Origin of the sequence: Pseudomonas sp. W4I3, assembly GCF_030816195.1 — a bacterium.
Classification (GTDB): Bacteria; Pseudomonadota; Gammaproteobacteria; order Pseudomonadales; family Pseudomonadaceae; genus Aquipseudomonas.
In genome coordinates this window covers 2,284,123-2,302,244 of sequence record NZ_JAUSXS010000001.1, presented here as the reverse complement: position 1 = coordinate 2,302,244, position 18,122 = coordinate 2,284,123, and the positions used below count along the sequence as shown (strand labels likewise).

General features: G+C 60.5%; 26 protein-coding genes and 1 pseudogene. 24 read left to right on the top strand and 3 right to left on the bottom strand.

Annotation, left to right across the window (positions count from 1 at the left end; genetic code table 11):
- The first annotated feature begins 5 nt into the window (after positions 1–5).
- From gpM to QF045_RS10475, 24 genes and pseudogenes are all read left to right on the top strand, one after another.
- Positions 6–725: a phage terminase small subunit gene (gene gpM / locus QF045_RS10590; protein ID WP_200648173.1), complete on the top strand. Its 720-nt coding sequence runs from the start codon at positions 6–8 to the stop codon at positions 723–725.
- Positions 726–825: 100 nt separating this feature from the next.
- Positions 826–1,287: a head completion/stabilization protein gene (locus QF045_RS10585; protein ID WP_306492145.1), complete on the top strand. Its 462-nt coding sequence runs from the start codon at positions 826–828 to the stop codon at positions 1,285–1,287.
- Complete coding sequence (locus tag QF045_RS10580; RefSeq protein ID WP_065932283.1) at positions 1,287–1,499, top strand: tail protein X; 213 nt, start codon at positions 1,287–1,289, stop codon at positions 1,497–1,499. The genes QF045_RS10585 and QF045_RS10580 overlap by 1 nt, the downstream gene beginning before the upstream one ends.
- Before the next feature lie 27 nt (positions 1,500–1,526).
- On the top strand, positions 1,527–1,880 hold the full coding sequence (locus tag QF045_RS10575) for a putative holin (protein ID WP_019818195.1): 354 nt from the start codon (positions 1,527–1,529) through the stop codon (positions 1,878–1,880).
- 1 nt (position 1,881) lies between these two features.
- Complete coding sequence (locus tag QF045_RS10570) at positions 1,882–2,160, top strand: phage holin family protein (RefSeq protein WP_065932284.1); 279 nt, start codon at positions 1,882–1,884, stop codon at positions 2,158–2,160.
- Entirely contained in the window at positions 2,157–3,002 is an 846-nt protein-coding gene (locus QF045_RS10565) for an N-acetylmuramidase family protein (protein ID WP_306492144.1), read from the top strand. Before QF045_RS10570 ends, QF045_RS10565 begins: the two co-directional genes overlap by 4 nt.
- Positions 2,999–3,202, top strand: coding sequence for a hypothetical protein (locus tag QF045_RS10560; protein ID WP_057704552.1), 204 nt, complete (start codon positions 2,999–3,001; stop codon positions 3,200–3,202). The genes QF045_RS10565 and QF045_RS10560 overlap by 4 nt, the downstream gene beginning before the upstream one ends.
- Positions 3,199–3,642, top strand: a complete 444-nt coding sequence (lysB, locus tag QF045_RS10555; protein WP_306492143.1) for an Rz-like lysis system protein LysB — start codon at positions 3,199–3,201, stop codon at positions 3,640–3,642. Before QF045_RS10560 ends, lysB begins: the two co-directional genes overlap by 4 nt.
- A pseudogene (gene lysC, locus QF045_RS10550) lies at positions 3,557–3,742 on the top strand (Rz1-like lysis system protein LysC); the annotation flags it as partial. The gene lysB and the pseudogene lysC, both read left to right, overlap by 86 nt.
- On the top strand, positions 3,739–4,221 hold the full coding sequence (locus tag QF045_RS10545) for a phage tail protein (protein WP_306492142.1): 483 nt from the start codon (positions 3,739–3,741) through the stop codon (positions 4,219–4,221). The pseudogene lysC and the gene QF045_RS10545, both read left to right, overlap by 4 nt.
- Positions 4,211–4,669 carry a phage virion morphogenesis protein gene (locus tag QF045_RS10540; RefSeq protein WP_306492141.1) on the top strand — a complete coding sequence of 153 codons (459 nt, stop codon included), beginning with the start codon at positions 4,211–4,213 and terminating at the stop codon, positions 4,667–4,669. Before QF045_RS10545 ends, QF045_RS10540 begins: the two co-directional genes overlap by 11 nt.
- 61 nt (positions 4,670–4,730) lie before the next feature.
- The gene (locus QF045_RS10535) at positions 4,731–5,309 is read left to right on the top strand and encodes a phage baseplate assembly protein V (protein WP_306492140.1); all 579 of its coding nucleotides are present in this window, start codon (positions 4,731–4,733) and stop codon (positions 5,307–5,309) included.
- Complete coding sequence (locus QF045_RS10530; RefSeq protein WP_306492139.1) at positions 5,306–5,650, top strand: GPW/gp25 family protein; 345 nt, start codon at positions 5,306–5,308, stop codon at positions 5,648–5,650. Before QF045_RS10535 ends, QF045_RS10530 begins: the two co-directional genes overlap by 4 nt.
- Positions 5,647–6,558, top strand: a complete 912-nt coding sequence (locus tag QF045_RS10525; RefSeq protein ID WP_306492138.1) for a baseplate assembly protein — start codon at positions 5,647–5,649, stop codon at positions 6,556–6,558. Before QF045_RS10530 ends, QF045_RS10525 begins: the two co-directional genes overlap by 4 nt.
- Positions 6,558–7,259 (top strand): phage tail protein I, encoded by a 702-nt coding sequence (locus QF045_RS10520; RefSeq protein ID WP_306492137.1) that lies wholly within the window; start codon positions 6,558–6,560, stop codon positions 7,257–7,259. The genes QF045_RS10525 and QF045_RS10520 overlap by 1 nt, the downstream gene beginning before the upstream one ends.
- Positions 7,256–9,142: a phage tail protein gene (locus QF045_RS10515; protein ID WP_306492136.1), complete on the top strand. Its 1,887-nt coding sequence runs from the start codon at positions 7,256–7,258 to the stop codon at positions 9,140–9,142. Before QF045_RS10520 ends, QF045_RS10515 begins: the two co-directional genes overlap by 4 nt.
- Positions 9,143–9,197: 55 nt before the next feature.
- Positions 9,198–9,542 carry a phage tail assembly chaperone gene (locus tag QF045_RS10510; protein ID WP_306492135.1) on the top strand — a complete coding sequence of 115 codons (345 nt, stop codon included), beginning with the start codon at positions 9,198–9,200 and terminating at the stop codon, positions 9,540–9,542.
- Between the two features lie 104 nt (positions 9,543–9,646).
- Complete coding sequence (locus tag QF045_RS10505) at positions 9,647–10,816, top strand: phage tail sheath protein (protein ID WP_306492134.1); 1,170 nt, start codon at positions 9,647–9,649, stop codon at positions 10,814–10,816.
- A 57-nt stretch (positions 10,817–10,873) separates the two neighbouring features.
- On the top strand, positions 10,874–11,389 hold the full coding sequence (locus QF045_RS10500) for a phage major tail tube protein (protein WP_306492133.1): 516 nt from the start codon (positions 10,874–10,876) through the stop codon (positions 11,387–11,389).
- A 49-nt stretch (positions 11,390–11,438) separates the two neighbouring features.
- A complete protein-coding gene (locus tag QF045_RS10495; protein WP_306492132.1) occupies positions 11,439–11,774 on the top strand; it encodes a phage tail assembly protein in 336 nt (111 codons plus the stop codon).
- Positions 11,775–11,782: 8 nt separating this feature from the next.
- Positions 11,783–11,902: a GpE family phage tail protein gene (locus QF045_RS10490; RefSeq protein ID WP_306492131.1), complete on the top strand. Its 120-nt coding sequence runs from the start codon at positions 11,783–11,785 to the stop codon at positions 11,900–11,902.
- The gene (locus QF045_RS10485) at positions 11,892–15,329 is read left to right on the top strand and encodes a phage tail tape measure protein (RefSeq protein ID WP_306492130.1); all 3,438 of its coding nucleotides are present in this window, start codon (positions 11,892–11,894) and stop codon (positions 15,327–15,329) included. Before QF045_RS10490 ends, QF045_RS10485 begins: the two co-directional genes overlap by 11 nt.
- Before the next feature lie 5 nt (positions 15,330–15,334).
- On the top strand, positions 15,335–15,775 hold the full coding sequence (locus tag QF045_RS10480) for a phage tail protein (RefSeq protein ID WP_306492129.1): 441 nt from the start codon (positions 15,335–15,337) through the stop codon (positions 15,773–15,775).
- Positions 15,772–17,040, top strand: a complete 1,269-nt coding sequence (locus tag QF045_RS10475; protein ID WP_306492128.1) for a phage late control D family protein — start codon at positions 15,772–15,774, stop codon at positions 17,038–17,040. The genes QF045_RS10480 and QF045_RS10475 overlap by 4 nt, the downstream gene beginning before the upstream one ends.
- Before the next feature lie 33 nt (positions 17,041–17,073).
- On the opposite strand, the gene QF045_RS10470 is transcribed toward QF045_RS10475, so the two are convergent.
- The 3 genes from QF045_RS10470 to QF045_RS10465 form a co-directional block, all read right to left on the bottom strand.
- The gene (locus tag QF045_RS10470; RefSeq protein WP_306492127.1) at positions 17,074–17,232 is read right to left on the bottom strand and encodes a hypothetical protein; all 159 of its coding nucleotides are present in this window, start codon (positions 17,230–17,232) and stop codon (positions 17,074–17,076) included.
- A gap of 131 nt (positions 17,233–17,363) precedes the next feature.
- Positions 17,364–17,669 (bottom strand): DUF2511 domain-containing protein, encoded by a 306-nt coding sequence (locus tag QF045_RS27715; protein WP_373424478.1) that lies wholly within the window; start codon positions 17,667–17,669, stop codon positions 17,364–17,366.
- 52 nt (positions 17,670–17,721) lie between these two features.
- Positions 17,722–18,042 carry a helix-turn-helix domain-containing protein gene (locus tag QF045_RS10465; protein ID WP_306492126.1) on the bottom strand — a complete coding sequence of 107 codons (321 nt, stop codon included), beginning with the start codon at positions 18,040–18,042 and terminating at the stop codon, positions 17,722–17,724.
- Between the last annotated feature and the right edge of the window lie 80 nt (positions 18,043–18,122).

Here is an 18,122-nt window from a genome sequence, read left to right as displayed (position 1 = left end):
CAACCATGACCAATCCTTGCCGTCGTCACTTCCAGCGCGTCACAGCAGCCGTCGCAGCGGCCGCTGTGGCCGGCCCAGCCATGACCATGGAAGGTTCCACTGTTTACGAACTGCACCTGGCGAAGCTCCAGCAGGACTACTTGCGCCTGAAACAGGTGCAGTCCACCGAGGGCAAAGCAGAGCTGAAAAAGCAACTGCTGCCCGAATACGTCCCATATGTGGAAGGCGTTCTGGCAGGCGGCAAAGGCGCGCAGGACCAGGTGCTAACCACTTTGATGGTTTGGCGAATGGATGCCGGCGACTTTGCCGGCGCCCTCGACATTGCCGAGTACGTCATTCAGCACGCATTGCTCATGCCTGACCGCTTCGAACGCACTACCGGCACCATCGTTGCCGAAGAAATTGCCGAAGTCGCCCTGAAGGCGCAGAAGGCGGGTGGCACGTTCGACGTGGATCTGCTGCTGCGCACTGAGCAAATCGCGGGTGAAGAAGACATGCCCGACCAGGCTAAAGCCAAGCTGCATCTGGCCCTGGGCAAGGCTTTCGCGGAGATGGTTTCGGACGACGACACGTCGGAAAGCAAGGTGGCCGCCCTGTGTCACCTGGAGTCCTCGAAAAAATATCTGTCCCGTGCCATCGAACTGAACACCAACTGCGGTGGCAAGAAGGATTTGGAGCGCGTCGAGCGCCTCCTGAAAAAATACGCTGCTCCAGCAGCTAACTGAGCGTCCCCACGCACCCCGCCGGCTCGGGGCGGATCGGCCAGGCCGCTCCTCCTGAACGTGAAGCCCCGACCACCGGCGATCTATTTTTGAGTGCAGTCTCATGAGCGCATTTGTAGCCAGCGGCACCGTCGCCAGCGGCCACATCAACACCGACCCGTTCTGGCCGTCGATTGACCTGGATAGCCTGCGCGCCACCCTGCGCATCGACTCCAGCGTCACCCCGGCCCGCTTGGAAACCGCCGTGATCTCTGCCGCTATCAACCTCAACCGCGAGCTGAGTGACTGGCGAGCAGCTCAACAGGCAGCTGGTTACGCCACGTTGGACGCTGTACCAGGTGATCGGATCAAAGACGTATCGGTAAAGGCTCACCTCTACCGCCGCGCGATCGAGGCCGGTACCGGCGCCGAAGTCTGCGAGCGCTTTCGCGACTACAGCGCCACCAACACCGGCAGCAACCAGGCCGAAGAGGTCGCACCTACCATCGATGACTACCGCCGCGATCTGCGTTGGGCGGTGCGTGACTTTCTCGAAAAAAGCCGCACCACCGTGGAGCTGATCTGATGGCCGTCGCCGTCCGCGCCAATCAAAACGACACCGTCGACGCCCTGTGCTGGCGGTATTACGGCCGAACCGCAGGCGTCACCGAAGCAGTGCTGCAGGCGAACCCCGGCCTGGCCGACTACGGCCCCGTCCTGCCACAAGGCCTCGTTATCAACATGCCCGAAGCCCAAACCAGCGCGCCCCAACGGCAGATGGTGAACCTATGGGACTGACCCACTGCTACCAAGGAAACCCACACCATGGCTGATCCGACTTCCAGCGTTGTGTCCGGCCTGCTCATTGGCTTGGGCCTGGCGAGCGTCACGCCAGTCATCGACGACGGGGCGCTGTTCGGCGCCATCCTCGGCGCTTGGCTGGTCACCAGCACCAAGCGCGACCTCAAGGTCTGGCAGCGCCTGGGCTCTCTGTTCCTATCGGCCGGGGTGGGCTACCTGTTCGCACCCATGGCCTTGCAAGCAATCCCGTTCATCACCAGCGGCGGTAGCGCTTTTCTCTGTGCCCTGGTGGTCATCCCGATCAGCATCAAACTGATGGTGTGGGTGGAAAAGGCGGATATCTGGGACATCTGGCGTCGCATCCGAGGGGGCACCTGATATGCCGAACATCGAACTGGCCGTGCAGTTGATCGCGGCAATTGCCTACTTGCTGAGCGCTCTGCGCCTGGCCTGTTACACCCGAGGTGATGCGCGGTACCGGCGCAGCATCTCCCTGCTGGCAAGCCTGTTTGGCGGAGTGCTCTGCATCTGCGGTCTGGAAATCCTACTGGACCGTCAGCCGACGAGCTTCGGCCAGGCCGCAGCCATCGTGCTGCTCTGCATCCTGATTTTCCGTTCACGCGGCAACGTCGCCGCCCTGTTGAGGCCCAGTGCATGACCACCACCCTTCGCCACGGCGACCGCTCGCAGGCGGTGCTTATTCTGCAAAAGAACCTCAACAGGTACGGTGCCAACCTGGTGCCGGACGGTCACTACGGTGACGCCACCGAGATCGCCGTACGCGCCTACCAGTTGAAAGTTGGCTTGGTAGCCGATGGCGTTGCCGGTACCAAGACCCAATCCAGCCTGGCAGGCGGCGACTGTGCCCAACTGCTGCGTAACCACGACCTGGTAACCGCTGCTGAACGCCTCGGCGTGCCGCTGGCGACTATCTACGCCGTCAACGAAGTGGAATCGAAAGGCAAAGGCTTCCTGGAAAACGGCAAGCCGGTGATCCTGTTCGAACGGCACGTCATGTACCGACAGCTCGCGAAGGTTCGACACACCGGTGATGACCCGGCGCAGATCAAGCGTCACGCCGATGAACTCGCTGCGACGAATCCCGCCCTGGTCAACCCGAAGGCCGGTGGTTACATCGGCGGTACCGCCGAGCACCAACGCCTGGCCATGGCCCGCCAGATCGACGACACGGCCGCACTGGAATCGGCGTCCTGGGGCGCCTTTCAAATCATGGGCTACCACTGGCAACGTCTTGGCTACGCCAGCGTTCAGGACTTTGTGGCGGCAATGAGCACCGGCGAATCGCAGCAATTCGACGCCTTCACCCGCTTCATCGAAACGGACCCGGTGCTGCACAAGGCCCTGAAGGCCCGCAAATGGGCCGAGTTTGCACGTCTCTACAACGGGCCGGACTATCTGCGCAACCTTTACGACACCAAGCTTCAGCGAGCCTATGAGCGGCACGCCAGCTGCGAGTGCGGGAAAGGGGTGGCGGCGTGATCGACTTCGAAGCGGTTCAAAAACTGAGGGTGCAGGACGGTGACCTTTTGGTGGTGCCGGAATCGACCGAACAGGAAGACATGGTGCGGCTGGCCGAGTGCATCCAGCTGATGAACAACGCAAGGGCAGTAATCGTACGCGGCCCGATTAAACAGCTCGACACCGCTGCCATGAACAAACTCGGCTGGTACCGGGCGTGAGCACCCTGCGCCAGGCTCTGTACGGCATTGCGCTGCTCGGTGCCCTGGCGCTGCTGATCTGGGGCCAGCAACAGCGCATAGACGCCGCCGAGGACGAAACCGCGCGGGCAAATGACGCCGCCAAAACAGCCCGCGAAGACGCGAACCGTAACCTGGCCACCGTCAACACTCTCACCACCACCCTGCAGCAGGAACGCGAAAGCCAGTCCGCTCTGCGCACCCAGCAGGACCAGCTGCGCCAGGCCCTGGCAAAGCGCGCGCGAACCATAGAGGAACTAAAACGTGAGAACGACGAACTACGCAACTGGGCTGTTCAGCCTCTGCCTGACGCTGCTCGCCGGCTGCGCGAGCGCCCCGCCCTCACCGGCGCCGCAGCTTACCGTGACTGGCTGTCCGGCCGTGGTGCCGTGCCAACTGCCAGCGACAAGCCCAGCCAATAACGGTGATCTGCTCACCGACGAAGACCGCGCCGAAGCCGCCTGGGCCGATTGCGCCGCCCAGGTCGACATGGTCTACAAACACCAGCAGGCCCATCCATGAACAAGCATGAGAGCCTGCGCGCTCACCTGTTGGCTACCGTTGCCGAGCTGAAACACAACCCGGACCTGTTGCTGATCTTCATCGACAACGGCAAGGTCCGCTGCACTGCTGCGGCAACCCTTTCTTTTGAATACAGCTACGATCTGCAGATCATCTTGACCGCCTTTGCGGGGCACCCTGACAGTGTGATGCTGCCCGTATTGGGGTGGATCAGCATCAACCAACCGGAGCTGCTGGAAAACTACGAAAAAATGCAGAACGGTATTCAGTTCGAAGCTGACATTCTCGACAAAGAAAAAGTGGATCTCGGCCTTACATTGCGCCTAACGGAACGGGTGGTGGTAGGCACGGATGAGCAAGGTAAAACCACTGTTCGTCATGTCGGTGAGCCACAACGAGTGGCGGGTTATCTCGATCCGAATTGGATACCGGGTTCCCAAGGCAACGCCAGCGAATGGATGGTCCCCGATGACAAATAAGCTGGAAGCGCTTGAGACCTGGGCGTCCGGCCTGCTTGAGCAGCTACAGCCAAGTGCGCGCAATCAACTCGCCCGCTCCATCGCTCAGGACCTGCGGCGTAGCCAGCAGAAGCGTGTGCTGATGCAGCAAAACCCGGATGGTAGCAAGTTCGCACCACGGAAAAAGCGGGACTTGCGCGGCAAGCAAGGCCGCATCCGGCGCAAGGTTGAGATGTTCAAAAAGCTGCGCACCGCGACCTACATGAAAGCCCGAGGCGATGGCGACGCCGCTATCGTTAGTTTCACTGGGCGCATTGCCCGGATCGCCAGAGTTCACCAACTCGGTTTAAAGGACCGCGCAGAGCGCGACGCGCCCGAAGTACGCTACGAACAACGCGAGTTGCTGGGCTTTACGGACGAAGACCTCGATTTGATCCGCGACAGCTTATTGACCCACCTGACACTGTAACCCCCCTTCCTACAAGGCGCCGAAGCTGCGCCCGCACGCGCGTGGCGCCACCATCGGCGCCATGAACGACTTAGCCGCCCTCGCCCGCATGCTCGAAAACCTCATCCGCTTCGGCGTCATCGCCGCTGTGCAGATGGAGCCCCCGCGCGTGCAGGTAAAAACCGGGACGCTGACCACTGCCTGGCTACCATGGCTCGCTTGGCGCGCCGGGGCCGACCGTGAATGGGATCCGCCCACGCTCGGAGAACAAGTGGTCCTGCTCAGCCCATCCGGCCAACTTGCCAACGGCATCGCCGTGACTGGCGTATTCAGTGACCACATCCCGGCCAACGGCAACCGCCCAGGCCTGCACCGTCGTACCTACGCCGACGGCACGGTGATCGAATACGACAGTGTGGCCCACCACCTCAACGCCACGCTGGTCGACGGCGGCACAACCAACCTGATCAGCAAGGGCGGCATCAACCTGGTCGGCGACATTACGCACCAGGGCGACTACATCCAAACCGGGAATCAGACCGTCACCGGTCGGGTTGACGTGTCGATTGACGTGGTCGCAGCCGGCGTCAGCCTGGTCAAACACCCGCACACCGGCGTCAAGGCCGGCAGCGAGCAGTCCGGGGTGCCCATCCCATCATGAACCGACAAACCGGCGGCGCCATCAGCGAGCGCGAGCACATCAGTCAGTCCATCACCGACATCCTGACCACCCGCATTGGCACGCGTGTAATGCGCCGCGAATACGGCAGCCTGGTGCCCGAGCTGGTCGACCACCCTTTCAACGACGTCAACCGCCTGCGGGTTTATGCAGCCACGGTCATGTCCCTTATGCGCTGGGAACCCCGCATCAGCTTGAGCCGCGTGCAGTTTGCAGGCGCAAACATGCAGGGCCAGGCCTCGATCGATGTGGAGGGCACCGAGGTGGATACGAATGAGCCGCTGAGCCTCAGCGTGCCGCTGCAGCTGGGGGGCAGTGTATGAACAGTTTTGCAGCCATCGACCTCAGCCAACTGCCGCCGCCGCAGATCGTCGAGCAGATCGACTTCGAACAGATCCTGGCCGAGCGAAAGACGTACATGATCAGCCTATGGCCGGCCGACGAGCAGGCCCAAATCGCGGCCCGCCTGGAGATTGAGTCGGAGCCACTGACCAAGCTGCTGCAGGAAAACGCCTACCGCGAGACCGTCTGGCGTCAGCGGGTCAACGAAGCGTCGCTTGCCAACCTGCTCGCCACCGCGCGGGGCACTGACCTGGAGCAGTTGGCCGCAAACTTCAACGTCAAGCGCCTGGTCATCCAGGAAGGCAAAGCCAATGCTGTGCCGCCGATCCCGAAGCTGATGGAAGGCGAAGACAGCCTGCGCGAACGAGCGCAGATGGCCTGGGAAGGCTTGAGCACCGCCGGCCCGCGAAATAGCTACATCTTTCACGCCAGGGCTGCGGATGGGCGGGTGGCCGATGCCACCGCCGAAAGCCCCTCGCCTGCTGTTGCCGTGGTCACGGTTCAGTCATTGCTGGGCGATGGAGCGGCCCCCCCCGACCTGCTTGCCATCGTCAACGCTTATCTGAGCGACGATGACCGCCGGCCGGTGGCCGATCGTCTCACCGTTCAGGGCGCGCAGATCCTGAATTACCAGGTCAAGGCCAAGCTCTATCTGCTGTCGAGCGGACCGGAGTCGGAGCCTATCTTGGCTGCTGCCGAACAGCGTCTGCTGGACTACGTTCATCAGCGCCGTCGCCTGGGCATGGAGGTTTCCGAGTCGGCCCTGCACGCCGCACTACACGTCGAAGGCGTGCGCAAGGTCGAACTGGAGGGCTGGGTGGACATTGTCGCGACCAAGGCCCAAGCGCCGTTCTGCACCGGCATCACACTTAGCCGAGGCGCCGAGTAATGGGTGCACAGCAGCTGTTGCCCGGAAACGCTACACCGCTTGAACGCCAGGCGGCGCAGGCACTTGCGCAGATCCAGCGCGTGCCGATCCCCCTGCGCCAACTCTGCAACCCGAACACCTGTCCCGTCGACCTATTGCCCTATCTAGCTTGGGCTTTTTCGGTTGATCGCTGGGACAGCAAGTGGACCGAGGCTGCGAAACGCGCAGCAATCCGTTCCTCCCATTACGTCCACTCGCGCAAAGGCACCATCGGCGCCCTGCGCCGCGTGGTGGAACCGCTCGGTTACTTGATCGAGGTGCTGGAGTGGTGGCAAACCACGCCGAACGGCGTACCGGGCACGTTCGCCATCAAGGTGGGCGTATTGGAAACCGGTATTACCGAGGAAATGTATCAGGAGCTGACCTGGCTGATTGACGACGCCAGGCCCGTTACGCGCCACCTGACAGGCCTGGCCATCAGCCTCGAAACCACCGGCCGCATCAACGTTTTCGCGAGCACTTACGACGGCGATGAAATCGACGTCTATCCGCCAGTTCTTCGCGACATCGTCACCACGGGCGTTATTCGCGCACCAGGGCGAGAGCACACCATCGACACCCTCGACATTTATCCGCCAGTACCAGGGCCTATCAACCTTACGTGCTACATCGGCGCCGCTGGCCGGGAACACTCCATCGACACACTGGACATCTACCCATGATCGATCCCACCTCTCAGTTTTTTGCGATTCTCACCGCTGTCGGTGAAGCAAAGCAGGCCAACGCGGACGCGCTCGGCATCCCCTGGAAACTCACCGACATGGGCGTGGGCGATGCCAATGAGACCAACCCTATTCCAGATCGGAACCAAAAAAAGCTGATCAATGAGCGCCGCCGTCGGCCGTTGAACCAGCTTTTGATCGACCCCGCCAATCCCAATATCCTTATCGCCGAGCAAATCATTCCGGCCGACGAAGGCGGATGGTGGATGCGGGAGATCGGGCTGTACGACGTTGACGGCGATCTGGTGGCCGTGGCGAACTGCGCCCCCAGCTACAAGCCGCTGATGTCCCAGGGTTCTGGCCGGACCCAGGTGATACGCATGAACTTCATCGTGTCCAGCGCGGCAAACGTCGTGCTGATGATCGATCCGGCGGTTGTGCTCGCGACTCGCAAGTTCGTGACCGACTCCATCACTGACGCCATCAATCAGCGGGATGTGAAACAGTCCGTTCTGGTAGCCACCACGGGGCCAATCGTCCTGGCCGGTGCGCAGACAATTGACGGCGTGGCAGTGCCAGTGGGCTCTCGGGTGTTGGTGAAAGACCAAATCCAGGGTAAAGACAACGGTTTGTACCTGACCACCGCCGACATCTGGACCCGCACGACGGATGCCGATATCGGCAGCGAGGTGACCCCTGGTTTGTTGGTCCACGTCGAACGGGGCGCCGCCAATGGCGACACGCTCTGGCACCTGGTCACTGACGCGCCCATCGTCCTGGGCACTACGCCTCTGTCGTTCCAGTGGGCAGGAGGGCAGAACGCACCAACGCCGCCGATTAATGACCGTTCCAAACGAGTGACCAACACCGAGGCAGTGCGCAACCAAATCGAGAGCGCACTTCAGCAGTTCCCGGTGCACGTCTTCCGCAAGAACCGGCTGATTAATGGCGCTTTCCAGATTTGGCAGCGAGGCAAGTCAGGCATCGTCGGAAAGGCCAACGGTGACCCCGAAAGCACGTTCGGCCCGGACCGCTGGATGATTTACAGCCCAAAAAACGCCACCTGCAATTGGAGCCAGCTGCCTCTCGAGCAGGATGCCAATATCAACGAGGCAAAGTTTGCCTTGAGACTTTCGCGCCAGGGTGAAGGCCAGGGCTGGAACCTCAGTCAGCGTATCGAGAACGTCGAAACACTGGCCGGCGGGAAGGTCACCGTCTCGTTTTATATGAAAACCAGCGTTCCACATACGTGTGCGGTGATTCTTCGCCAGAACTTCGGGGTGAACTCAACCGAGCCGAACGTCGATGTGGGCACCTCGGTGGAGTTGACGACGGTATACAAAAAATACGTCGTGACCCTCGACTTGGGCGGCGTGGTGAACAAGAACAAGGGCGTCGCGAATGACTTCCTGGAAGTTATCTTTGCCAGCTGGGGCACGGGTGCCCACTACACGGACATTACCAACGTTCAGATCGAGTCCGGCAGCGTGGCGACGCCATACGATTACAGGACGCACCAGGAGGAGTACCGCGCATGCCTGCGCTACTTCGAAAAGTCTTTCCTGCAGGATCACCCACTGAAATCGAACAACGGTCCGTCGACCTGTATCGCCACCTTCACGCAATCCGCAGCAGCACAGGCCTCGCAGTCAGCCTTGCGTATGGACTTCCGGGAAGTGAAACGCGTTGTTCCTACGTTGAAATTGTTTTCACCTGGTGATAACTCGTCGGAGATCTGGGCACAGTCCTCCGCCAAACCCTGCACCTCCACGAATATCCAGAGCTTATGGGCAACAGGCTTTGCGCTTTCATGCCTGCCGCCGGCTGGGTCCATTCCTGGCTATACCCTACAGATCGAGTGGACCGCCGACGCGGAACTTTGAGGTTATGACTATGAATACAACTGAGTACCGATTCACCCCAGCCGGCGTTCGGCGCATGAGTGACCGTGTGTTCATCCCGGAAGATATGGGCAACAAAGACTGGGTGGCCTACTTGGAATGGGTTGCCGACGGCGGTCAAACTCTACCCAAATCGACCACTGAAGAAGCGGCCATGGAAGAGCGCCGCTGGCGAGACTTGGAGCTACAAGGCGTCGCTTGGCTTCGTGAGCGTCACAGGGACCAGACCGAGCTGGGTTCAGACACAACGCTCACTGCAGACCAATACAGCGAACTGCTGACGTACATGCAGCAGCTGCGCGACTGGCCCCAGTCAGACAATTTTCCAGACGCCGGCAACCGTCCAGTACCTCCCGCCTGGATCAAAGATCAGGTTCAATAGAACTCCCCCTGTAAACGCGGCCCCTACAAGGTGCCGCGCTCGCCCAGCAGGCGCGCGCGCGGCAACCTCTGCACTGTCATTCCATCACAGCGCAGGCATAACCCATGGCCGATTATCTCCACGGCGTGCGGGTCATCGAACTCAACGACGGCACCCGCCCCATTCGCACTATTCCCACCGCAGTTATCGGCATGGTTTGCACGGCTGAAGATGCGGACCCGCTTGTTTTCCCCCTGGACACGCCCGTCCTGCTCACCAACGTGCAAACCGCCGTCGGCAAAGCCGGCGTCAAGGGCACCCTGGCCGCGAGCCTGCAAGGCATCGCTGACCAGACCAAGCCCTACGTTATCGTGGTACGGGTCAAGGAAGGCGCCGACGAAGCGGCCACCACCAGCGCCCTGATCGGCGGAACCACGCCCAACGGCCAGTACACCGGCATGAAAGCTCTGCTCGCCGCCAAGTCCCGTGTGGGCATGGCGCCACGCATTCTCGGGGTGCCTGGCCTGGACAGTTTGCCGGTGGCCACCGCGCTCGGTGCGATTGCCAAAGACCTTCGTGCCTTTGCCTACGTCAGCGCCTGGGGCTGCAAAACCAAGGAAGAGGTGGTCGCTTACCGCGCGAACTTCGGCGCCCGCGAAATGATGGTGATTTGGCCCGACTTCCAGAACTGGGACACCGTCGCCAACAAGACCACTACCGCCTCGGCCGTGGCCCGTGCGCTTGGCCTGCGCGCCAAGATCGATCAGGAGACAGGCTGGCATAAAACCCTGTCCAACGTGGCCGTCAGCGGCGTGACGGGTATCAGCGCCGACGTGTTCTGGGATCTGCAAAACCCGGCAACGGACGCCAACTACCTCAACAGCAACGACGTCACCACCCTGATCAACGCCAACGGCTTCCGCTTCTGGGGTAGCCGCACCTGCAGCGATGACCCGCTATTCGCCTTCGAAAACTATACCCGCACCGCGCAAATCATCGCGGACACCATGGGCGAAGCGCACATGTGGGCTATCGACAGACCTATGCACGCCTCCCTGGCACGCGACCTGGTCGAAGGTGTGAACGCCAAGATGCGCGAGCTGAAGTCCCAGGGCTATCTAATCGGCGGCGGCTGCTGGTACCCCGACGACGTCAACACAAAGGACACCCTCAAGGACGGCAAGCTGTGGGTGGATTACGACTACACCCCCGTCCCGCCGCTTGAAAACCTCACCTTCCGCCAGCGAATCACCGACCGTTACCTGATCGACTTCGCCAAAGGCATCAACAGCTAAACCGGGCCTCCCCGCAAGGGGAGTTCACCCTGACCCCGTATCCCGGAGAACACCGCCATGGCAATGCCACGCAAGCTCAAAAACCTCAACCTGTTCAATGACGGCAACAGCTACCTCGGCTTGGTGAAGTCCCTCACCCTGCCCGCCCTCGGCCGCAAGATGGAAGGCTATCGCGGCGGCGGCATGAATGGCCCGGTCAAAGCTGACCTGGGCATGTCCGACGACGGCATCCAGTTCGAATGGAAAACCGGTGGGCTCGATCTGATCTCTCTGCGTCAGTTCGGCGCGGTCAACGCCTCCAGCGTGGCCCTGCGATTCTCTGGCCCTTACCAGCAAGACGACACTGGCGAAGTCAGCAACGTGGAAGTGGTTGTGCGCGGTCGCCACGAAACCATCGAAATGGGCGACGCCCAGCCCGGTGAAGACACTGAGCACTCCATGACCACCACCTGCAGCTACTACAAGCTGACCGTGGATGGCGAAGAAATCATCGAAATCGACCTGCTCAACTTTGTCGAGAAGGTCAACGGCGTGGACATGCTGGAGAAGCACCGCACCGGCATGGGCATTTGAAGCACCCGCTCGATCGAGACTCACCCTTTAATCACCAGGAGCAAATCCAATGAAGAACGAAACCATCGAACAGCCCGACGTGCAGCAGCTGGCCGACGACAACACCGTCATCCTCGACACGCCAATCCGTCGCGGCATCACCACCATCGACAGCATCACCCTGCGCAAACCGAACTCCGGCGAGTTGCGCGGCGTGAGCCTGGTGGAGCTACTGCAGATGGACGTCGGCAGTCTGATCAAGGTTCTGCCGCGCATCAGCTCTCCGAGCCTTACCGCCGTCGAAGTCACCGGCATGGACCCTGCCGATCTGCTGGCCTTGAGCAGCAAAATCTCTGGTTTTTTGTTGCAGAAGTCGGCGAAGACGGATGCATCCCTCGTCGCGTAGAAGACGCCATGGCCGATCTGGCCGTGGTTTTTCACTGGGCCCCGGCTGATATGGATCAGTTGGGCCTGCAAGACCTGATGGACTGGCGCGAGCGCGCCAGGGTGCGGAGTGCCAACGATGGCGAATGATCTGAGACTTCAGGTGCTGCTCAGCGCCATCGACAAGGCCACAGGTCCGCTGAACAAAATCACGGGCGGTAGCAAGGAAACCGCCCGCGCCCTCAAAGCCGCTCGCGACCGCCTGAAAGAACTCAACACCCAGCAACGCGACGTCGGCGCATGGCGTGAACTGCAGGCCGCAACCCGCGCGACATCCGAGGCGCTCGCCGCCAACAACACCAAGGTAGGCGAACTCGCCCGCGAAACGGCCAAAGTCCGGCAGCAGCTCGCGCCGACCCAGGCGCTGTTCGACAAGTCCCGGCAGAAGGTCGACGCGCTCAAAACCAGTCAGACCGACCTCAAGCGCGAACTCACCGGGACACGCAATGCCCTGGGGTTGATGAGCGACGAACACCGCCAATCAGCCAGCCAGATCGCCGCGCTCAATACCGTGATGCAAAAGGGCAACGCCCTGACCCGAGCGCAGCACGACGAATACACCCGCCTCACAGCCGCCCAGCGGGAGCGCAAGACCCAGCTGGACCAGCTCGCCGCCAAGGAAAAGGCCCTGGCTGACCGGTTCACACTCAACAACGCGCAGTTGCGCACCAGTCGTGCGGGCCACGCCAGCCTGCGCGACGAGATCCGCCGCCTGGAAAGCCCGTTCAAGGACCAGCTCGCGCTGCTGAAACAGCACACCGCCGAGTCGAAACGCTTGGGCGAGCAGTACGGCCAGCAGCAAGTAAAACTTGCCAACCTTGGCATGCAGCTCAAAAACGCCGGCATCAACACCAATGCCCTGGGCGCGCACGAACTGAAGCTGAAGCGCGATATCGACACCGCCACCCAGGCCATGAAAATGCAGATGGACCACCTGGATGCGTTGAAGCGCAAGCAGGACAGCCTGGCAAAGGCGCGTGCCACCTACGACAAAACCCAGAGTCTGGCCGGCAGCGTTGCGGTAGCCGGAGCCGGCAGCCTCGGCGCGGGCTACGCCGCCAGCCGCCCCGTGGTGTCGGCAATCAAAGCCTTTGCCCCAAATGAAGACTCGGCCACGCAGCTAAAAGTGTCGATGATGAGCGACACCGGCAAAGTGTCGGAAGACTTCCAGAGGATCACCGACCTGGCGACCAAGCTGGGCGACCGCCTGCCAGGCACCACGGCCGACTTCCAGAACATGATGACGATGCTTCGGCGCCAGGGCCTGAGCGCGCAAAGCATCCTGGGCGGCACCGGTGAGGCGGCTGCTTACCTCGGCGTGCAGTTGAAGATGGAAGCCACCGACGCGGCTGAGTTCGCTGCCAAGATGCAGGACGCTACGCGCACGTCAGAGAAAGACATGATGTCGCTGATGGACACCATCCAGCGAGGCTTCTATGCCGGCGTTGACCCGACCAACATGCTGCAGGGATTCAGTAAAATTGCCCCGGTGATGGACACCATCAAAAAATCGGGAATCGACGCCGCCGCTGAGCTGGCCCCCCTCCTGGTCATGATGGACCAGGCAGGCATGGAAGGCGGTGCCGCTGGCAACGCGTACCGGAAGATCTTTCAGGCAGGCCTGGACAAGGACGGGGTCAAGGACGTCAACGAGATCATGGCGCTGGAAGGTAAATCCATCCGCTTCAAGTTTACCGATGACAAGGGCAACTTCGCCGGACTGGAAAACCTTTTCGCTCAGGTTGAGAAGCTCAAGACACTGAACGATGAAGACCGCACCGCGACCATCAAGAGTTTGTTCGGCGATGACTCCGAAACAATGACTACCTTGAACACAATGATGAGCAAGGGTCTGGCCGGGTATAGGGAGGTACAGCAGAAGCTGCAAAATCAGGCCGATCTGCGTACCCGCGTTAACGAGCAGCTCGGAACCCTGACCAACGTTATGGAAGCGGCCGAGGGCAGCTTTACCAATGCCATGGCGGAGTTCGGAGCCGCAGTTGCTCCCGAGCTTAAAGGGCTGATCAATACGCTGGGCGATCTTGCCAACGGCGTAGGAGCCTGGGCCAGGGAAAACCCAAAGTTAGCCGGCGGCCTGGTAAAAGTCGTCGCGGCTGTCGCGGCTGCAGCGCTGGTCTTCGGCACGCTGGCATTGACCATGGCGAGCATGCTCGGCCCTTTCGCCGTGCTGCGTTATGGCATGGCGATGTTCGGCATTCGTTTGGGTAGTATCAAAGCTCAACTGATCGGAACCCGTATCGCAGCCGCAGGCGCCGGCGTAGAGGTTGGCCGGATGGGAAAAGTCTGGAGAACCGTCACTGCCAGCCGGGCCGTCGGCGGGATCATGGGCGTCATTCCTACGCTGATCAGTTCCGCGCGGCTTGCGGCGGTCAGCGTATTACCAATGCTCGGCAGCGCTATCAGTGCGGTCGGTGCAGCTATTCTGGCAACCCCGGTCGGATGGTTGATCGCCGCTGTCGCGGGCCTGGTCGCGGGTGCGTTGCTGATTTACAAATACTGGAAACCGATGAAGGGTTTCTTCCTCGGTTTCTGTCAGGGACTCACCGAAGCCCTGCAGCCGGTGCTCGCAGGGTTTGGTAAGTTCGGCGGGCTGCTGATCAGCCTGGCGAAAGCTGCCTACTCGATTCCGGTTATCGGTTTTGCGTTGCGTCTGCTCGGCAGCATCGTCCGCCCCTTGTTCAACTTGATCTCTTCCGGCATCAGCGGAGTTATCGGTTGGTTCACCGACCTGTTGAAACCGGTCGACGACGTCGGCGGCGCCGCCCAGTCGATGGGTCAACGCTTCGGCGCAGCCATCGGCAACATGATCATGACGCTGCTGAAAAGCATTGGCGCCATGGCAACCGGCGCGGTCAATGTGTGGACCACTATCAAAACCAGCTTTGACCAGGGCCTTGCCGGCATCCTGCAAATGATCACCAACTTCAGCCCGCTTGGCTTGTTCTACCAGGCGTTCGCCGGGGTGATGAGTTACTTCGGCGTGGAGCTGCCGGGGAAATTCACCGAATTCGGCGGGATGATCGTCAATGGTTTGGTCAACGGACTGAAAGCTGGCCTCGGCGCCGTCAAAAGCACTATCAGCTCCATTGGCGATTCCAGCATCGGATGGTTCAAGGAAAAGCTCGGTATCCACAGCCCTTCGCGGGTGTTTGCTGAGCTGGGCGGCTTCACCATGGCGGGGCTGACAAAGGGCTTGGAGGGTGGACAAAAGGGGCCGCTCAATGCGTTGTCGAGCATGGGCAAGCAACTGACAGCGGCCGGCACTCTGGCTTTAACCGCAACAGCCATGCCGGCATTGGCGGTTGATGATCGTCCTCCCATCAGCAGCGCGGGTACATCGGCGGTCTACGACAGCCACGACACCTACCAAATCACCATCGCGGCAGCGCCTGGCATGGACATGCAAGCCATGGAGAAAAGCCTGCGCGCCATGCTCAACAAGATTGAAAACGAAAAGCGCGCACGTCAGCGCAGCAAGTTATCGGACCGGGATTAATCGCCATGATGCTCAGCCTCGGCATGTTCGTGTTCAGCCTATCGACCCTCGCTTACCAGGAGCTGCAGCGCCAAACAAATTGGCGCCATGCCAGCAACAGCCGCGTCGGCACATCCCCTGCGCTGCAGTTTGTTGGCCGTGGCGAGGACACCATCACCCTCCCCGGCATCATCCTCCCGGAATTGGCAGGCAGTGTTCTCAGTCTGGACGCTCTGCGGTTGATGGCGAACACCGGCAAGGCCTGGCCGATGGTTGAAGGTACCGGCCGGATATACGGGCTGTGGGTGATAGAAAGCCTGAGCGAGACTAAAACTGTCTTCTTCAGAGACGGCACGCCGCGCCGTATCGAGTTCACCCTTACGCTGAAGCGTACCGATGATGACCGTATCGACCTTCTCGGCGCTGCTACAAGCACCGGGCTCAGCGTTCTGCGGGGGTTGCTGTGATAGAGGCCGCGCTGTCCAAAGTCACGGGTTACCTTGTGGATACGGCGGAACGCTTCGTTCGGGACGCTGCCTATCCTGTTCCGGCATTCCGCCTCACGGTCGATGGCAACGATATCGCCATGAAGGTGAGCCCGCGGCTGATGAGCCTGGATCTAACCGATAACCGTGGCGTTGAGGCTGACCAGCTCACGATCACGCTGAGCGACCACGACGGGCTTTTGTCCATTCCGCCCAAAGGCGCGGTACTTCGCTTGTGGTTGGGCTGGAGCGACACAGGCTTGGTGGACAAGGGCACTTACACCGTCGACGAGACGGAGCACAGCGGCGCGCCGGATGTGCTCAGCATCCGCGCTCGATCGGCAGACCTGCGCAAAGGGCTGAAGACCAAGCGCGAACGTAGCTGGAGCAATACCACGCTGGGCAAGGTCATCGGCGATATCGCCATGGGAAACAACTTGACCTCAACGGTTGCCGGCGCGCTCGGTGCGCTGCCGATCCTCCAGCTTGACCAGGCCAACGAATCGGACGCCAACCTGATCACCCGCCTGGGCGAAGAGTTCGACGCGGTAGCCAGCGTGAAGGCCGGGTGCCTGCTATGCATCCCTGCAGGCGGTGGAAAGACAGCCAGTGGGCTTCCCCTACCCCACATCACGCTCACCCGCGCAGACGGCGACCAGCACCGTTACCTGCAGGCTGACCGGGACAGCTACGACGGCGTGCGCGCGTATTTCTACGACGTGCACAGTGCCAAGAAACAGGAAGCGATTGCCGGCGGTGGCGAGAATCTCAAGGACCTGCGCCACACCTACAGCGATCAGCAGTCAGCACTGCGTGCCGCCCGCGCGGAGTTCCGCCGACTGCAACGTGGTAGCGCCACCCTCAGCTATACCCTGGCAATGGGCCGGCCGGACCTGATCCCCGAACTGACTTACACGCTCCAGGGGGTTAAGGAGGAAATCGACGAGATCATTTGGTACGGCGGCAACGTGCAGCACAGCCTGAGCCCGGATGGCGGCTACACCGTCAGCCTGGAACTGGAAAGCAAGTTGCCAGAAGACAACGTCGAAGACCTGGCGGAAGAAAACAAGGGCGATTACACGGGCATCATCGCCTACTACCGCGACCAGAAAACCGGGAAGGAAAAAACGGTTACAGCAGGGGATCAGTCGAAGCCGAGGCGGTTGCGATGGTTGTACGCCAGTGAGAAGACAGCGAAGCGGGCAGTAGATCGGGAGTGGGCAAGGATGCAGTCCACGAAAGCTTGATGAATGAGAAGCCCGGCAATGCCGGGCTTCCTTTTACTTTTTCAACAGCACGTTAATGAAACGCACGATATCCTTCTGCTGTTGATGATCCAGTCGTCTGAACAATTGAAGCACCATTCTTTCAAGCTGAGTCAGCTCCGTGAACTCAACGTTTTCCGACTGGTTTGACTGGACCTCTTTACGCACCGACATGTGTTACTCCTTTCAACACAACCGGGTGCCCGGCACCAACCTAGGCGCCAACAAAAGCACCTGGAGGTCGCGTAATTTTCAACTGTCCCTCCCCGCTTAATCAGTTTGGCACACGCCTTTCGGAAAAAAGGTCAGGGGGTGGAGCAAAGGTCCTGCGCGATTTGAACGATATCGCTGTAGTCCATCTTCACAGAAGGCATCGTAGAGCTGGGTTTTGTAATATCAAACCCATCCGCCCACCCTCGGTCATTCGCGATTCTGCGGGCGCTCCCGTTAAGGGCGTAGACAGTCCCGTCAGCCGTCCGCGCTAGCGCTTTAGGCGATGGCCCGTCGCACATCAGATCAACGCTTTCGACTGTAAACGGCCAGGCGTCACCGAAGTCGGAGCTGGAAACAGTGTGTACCTTCACATCCGCAGCACAGTTAATTCCCGTCATCAAAGCTGCTGCGATTACGAGAAACTTCATTCCTTGAATCATCCCATGGTCCCTACTTCTTTTGATTGAACGCTTGCAGCAAGCGTTTGACTGCACCTTTGTCTTCTTCATCCAACGAGCGAACGACCTCGACCATCTCCAGCTCACCGGCTGACAGAGTCCCCTCTCCTACCGAAAGCCGCTCGCCAGTAACGACATAAAGAACGTCCACGCCTTTACTGGCAACTGCTGCTAGATAAGCCGCGTCAGGGCTTCGCTCGCCCTTTTCATAGTTGAACTGAGATGTCTTGGCGACGCCTGCCAATGCGGCGAAGTCGGCTTGATTGAATCCCAAGCGGACACGCTCCTCCCTCAGCCTTTCACCGATATTCAACAAAACGACCCCTTATGGAGTTGACTATTCAACGCTTGTTGAATATTCTCCCCCTGTCATCACACGAAACCACACGAAAC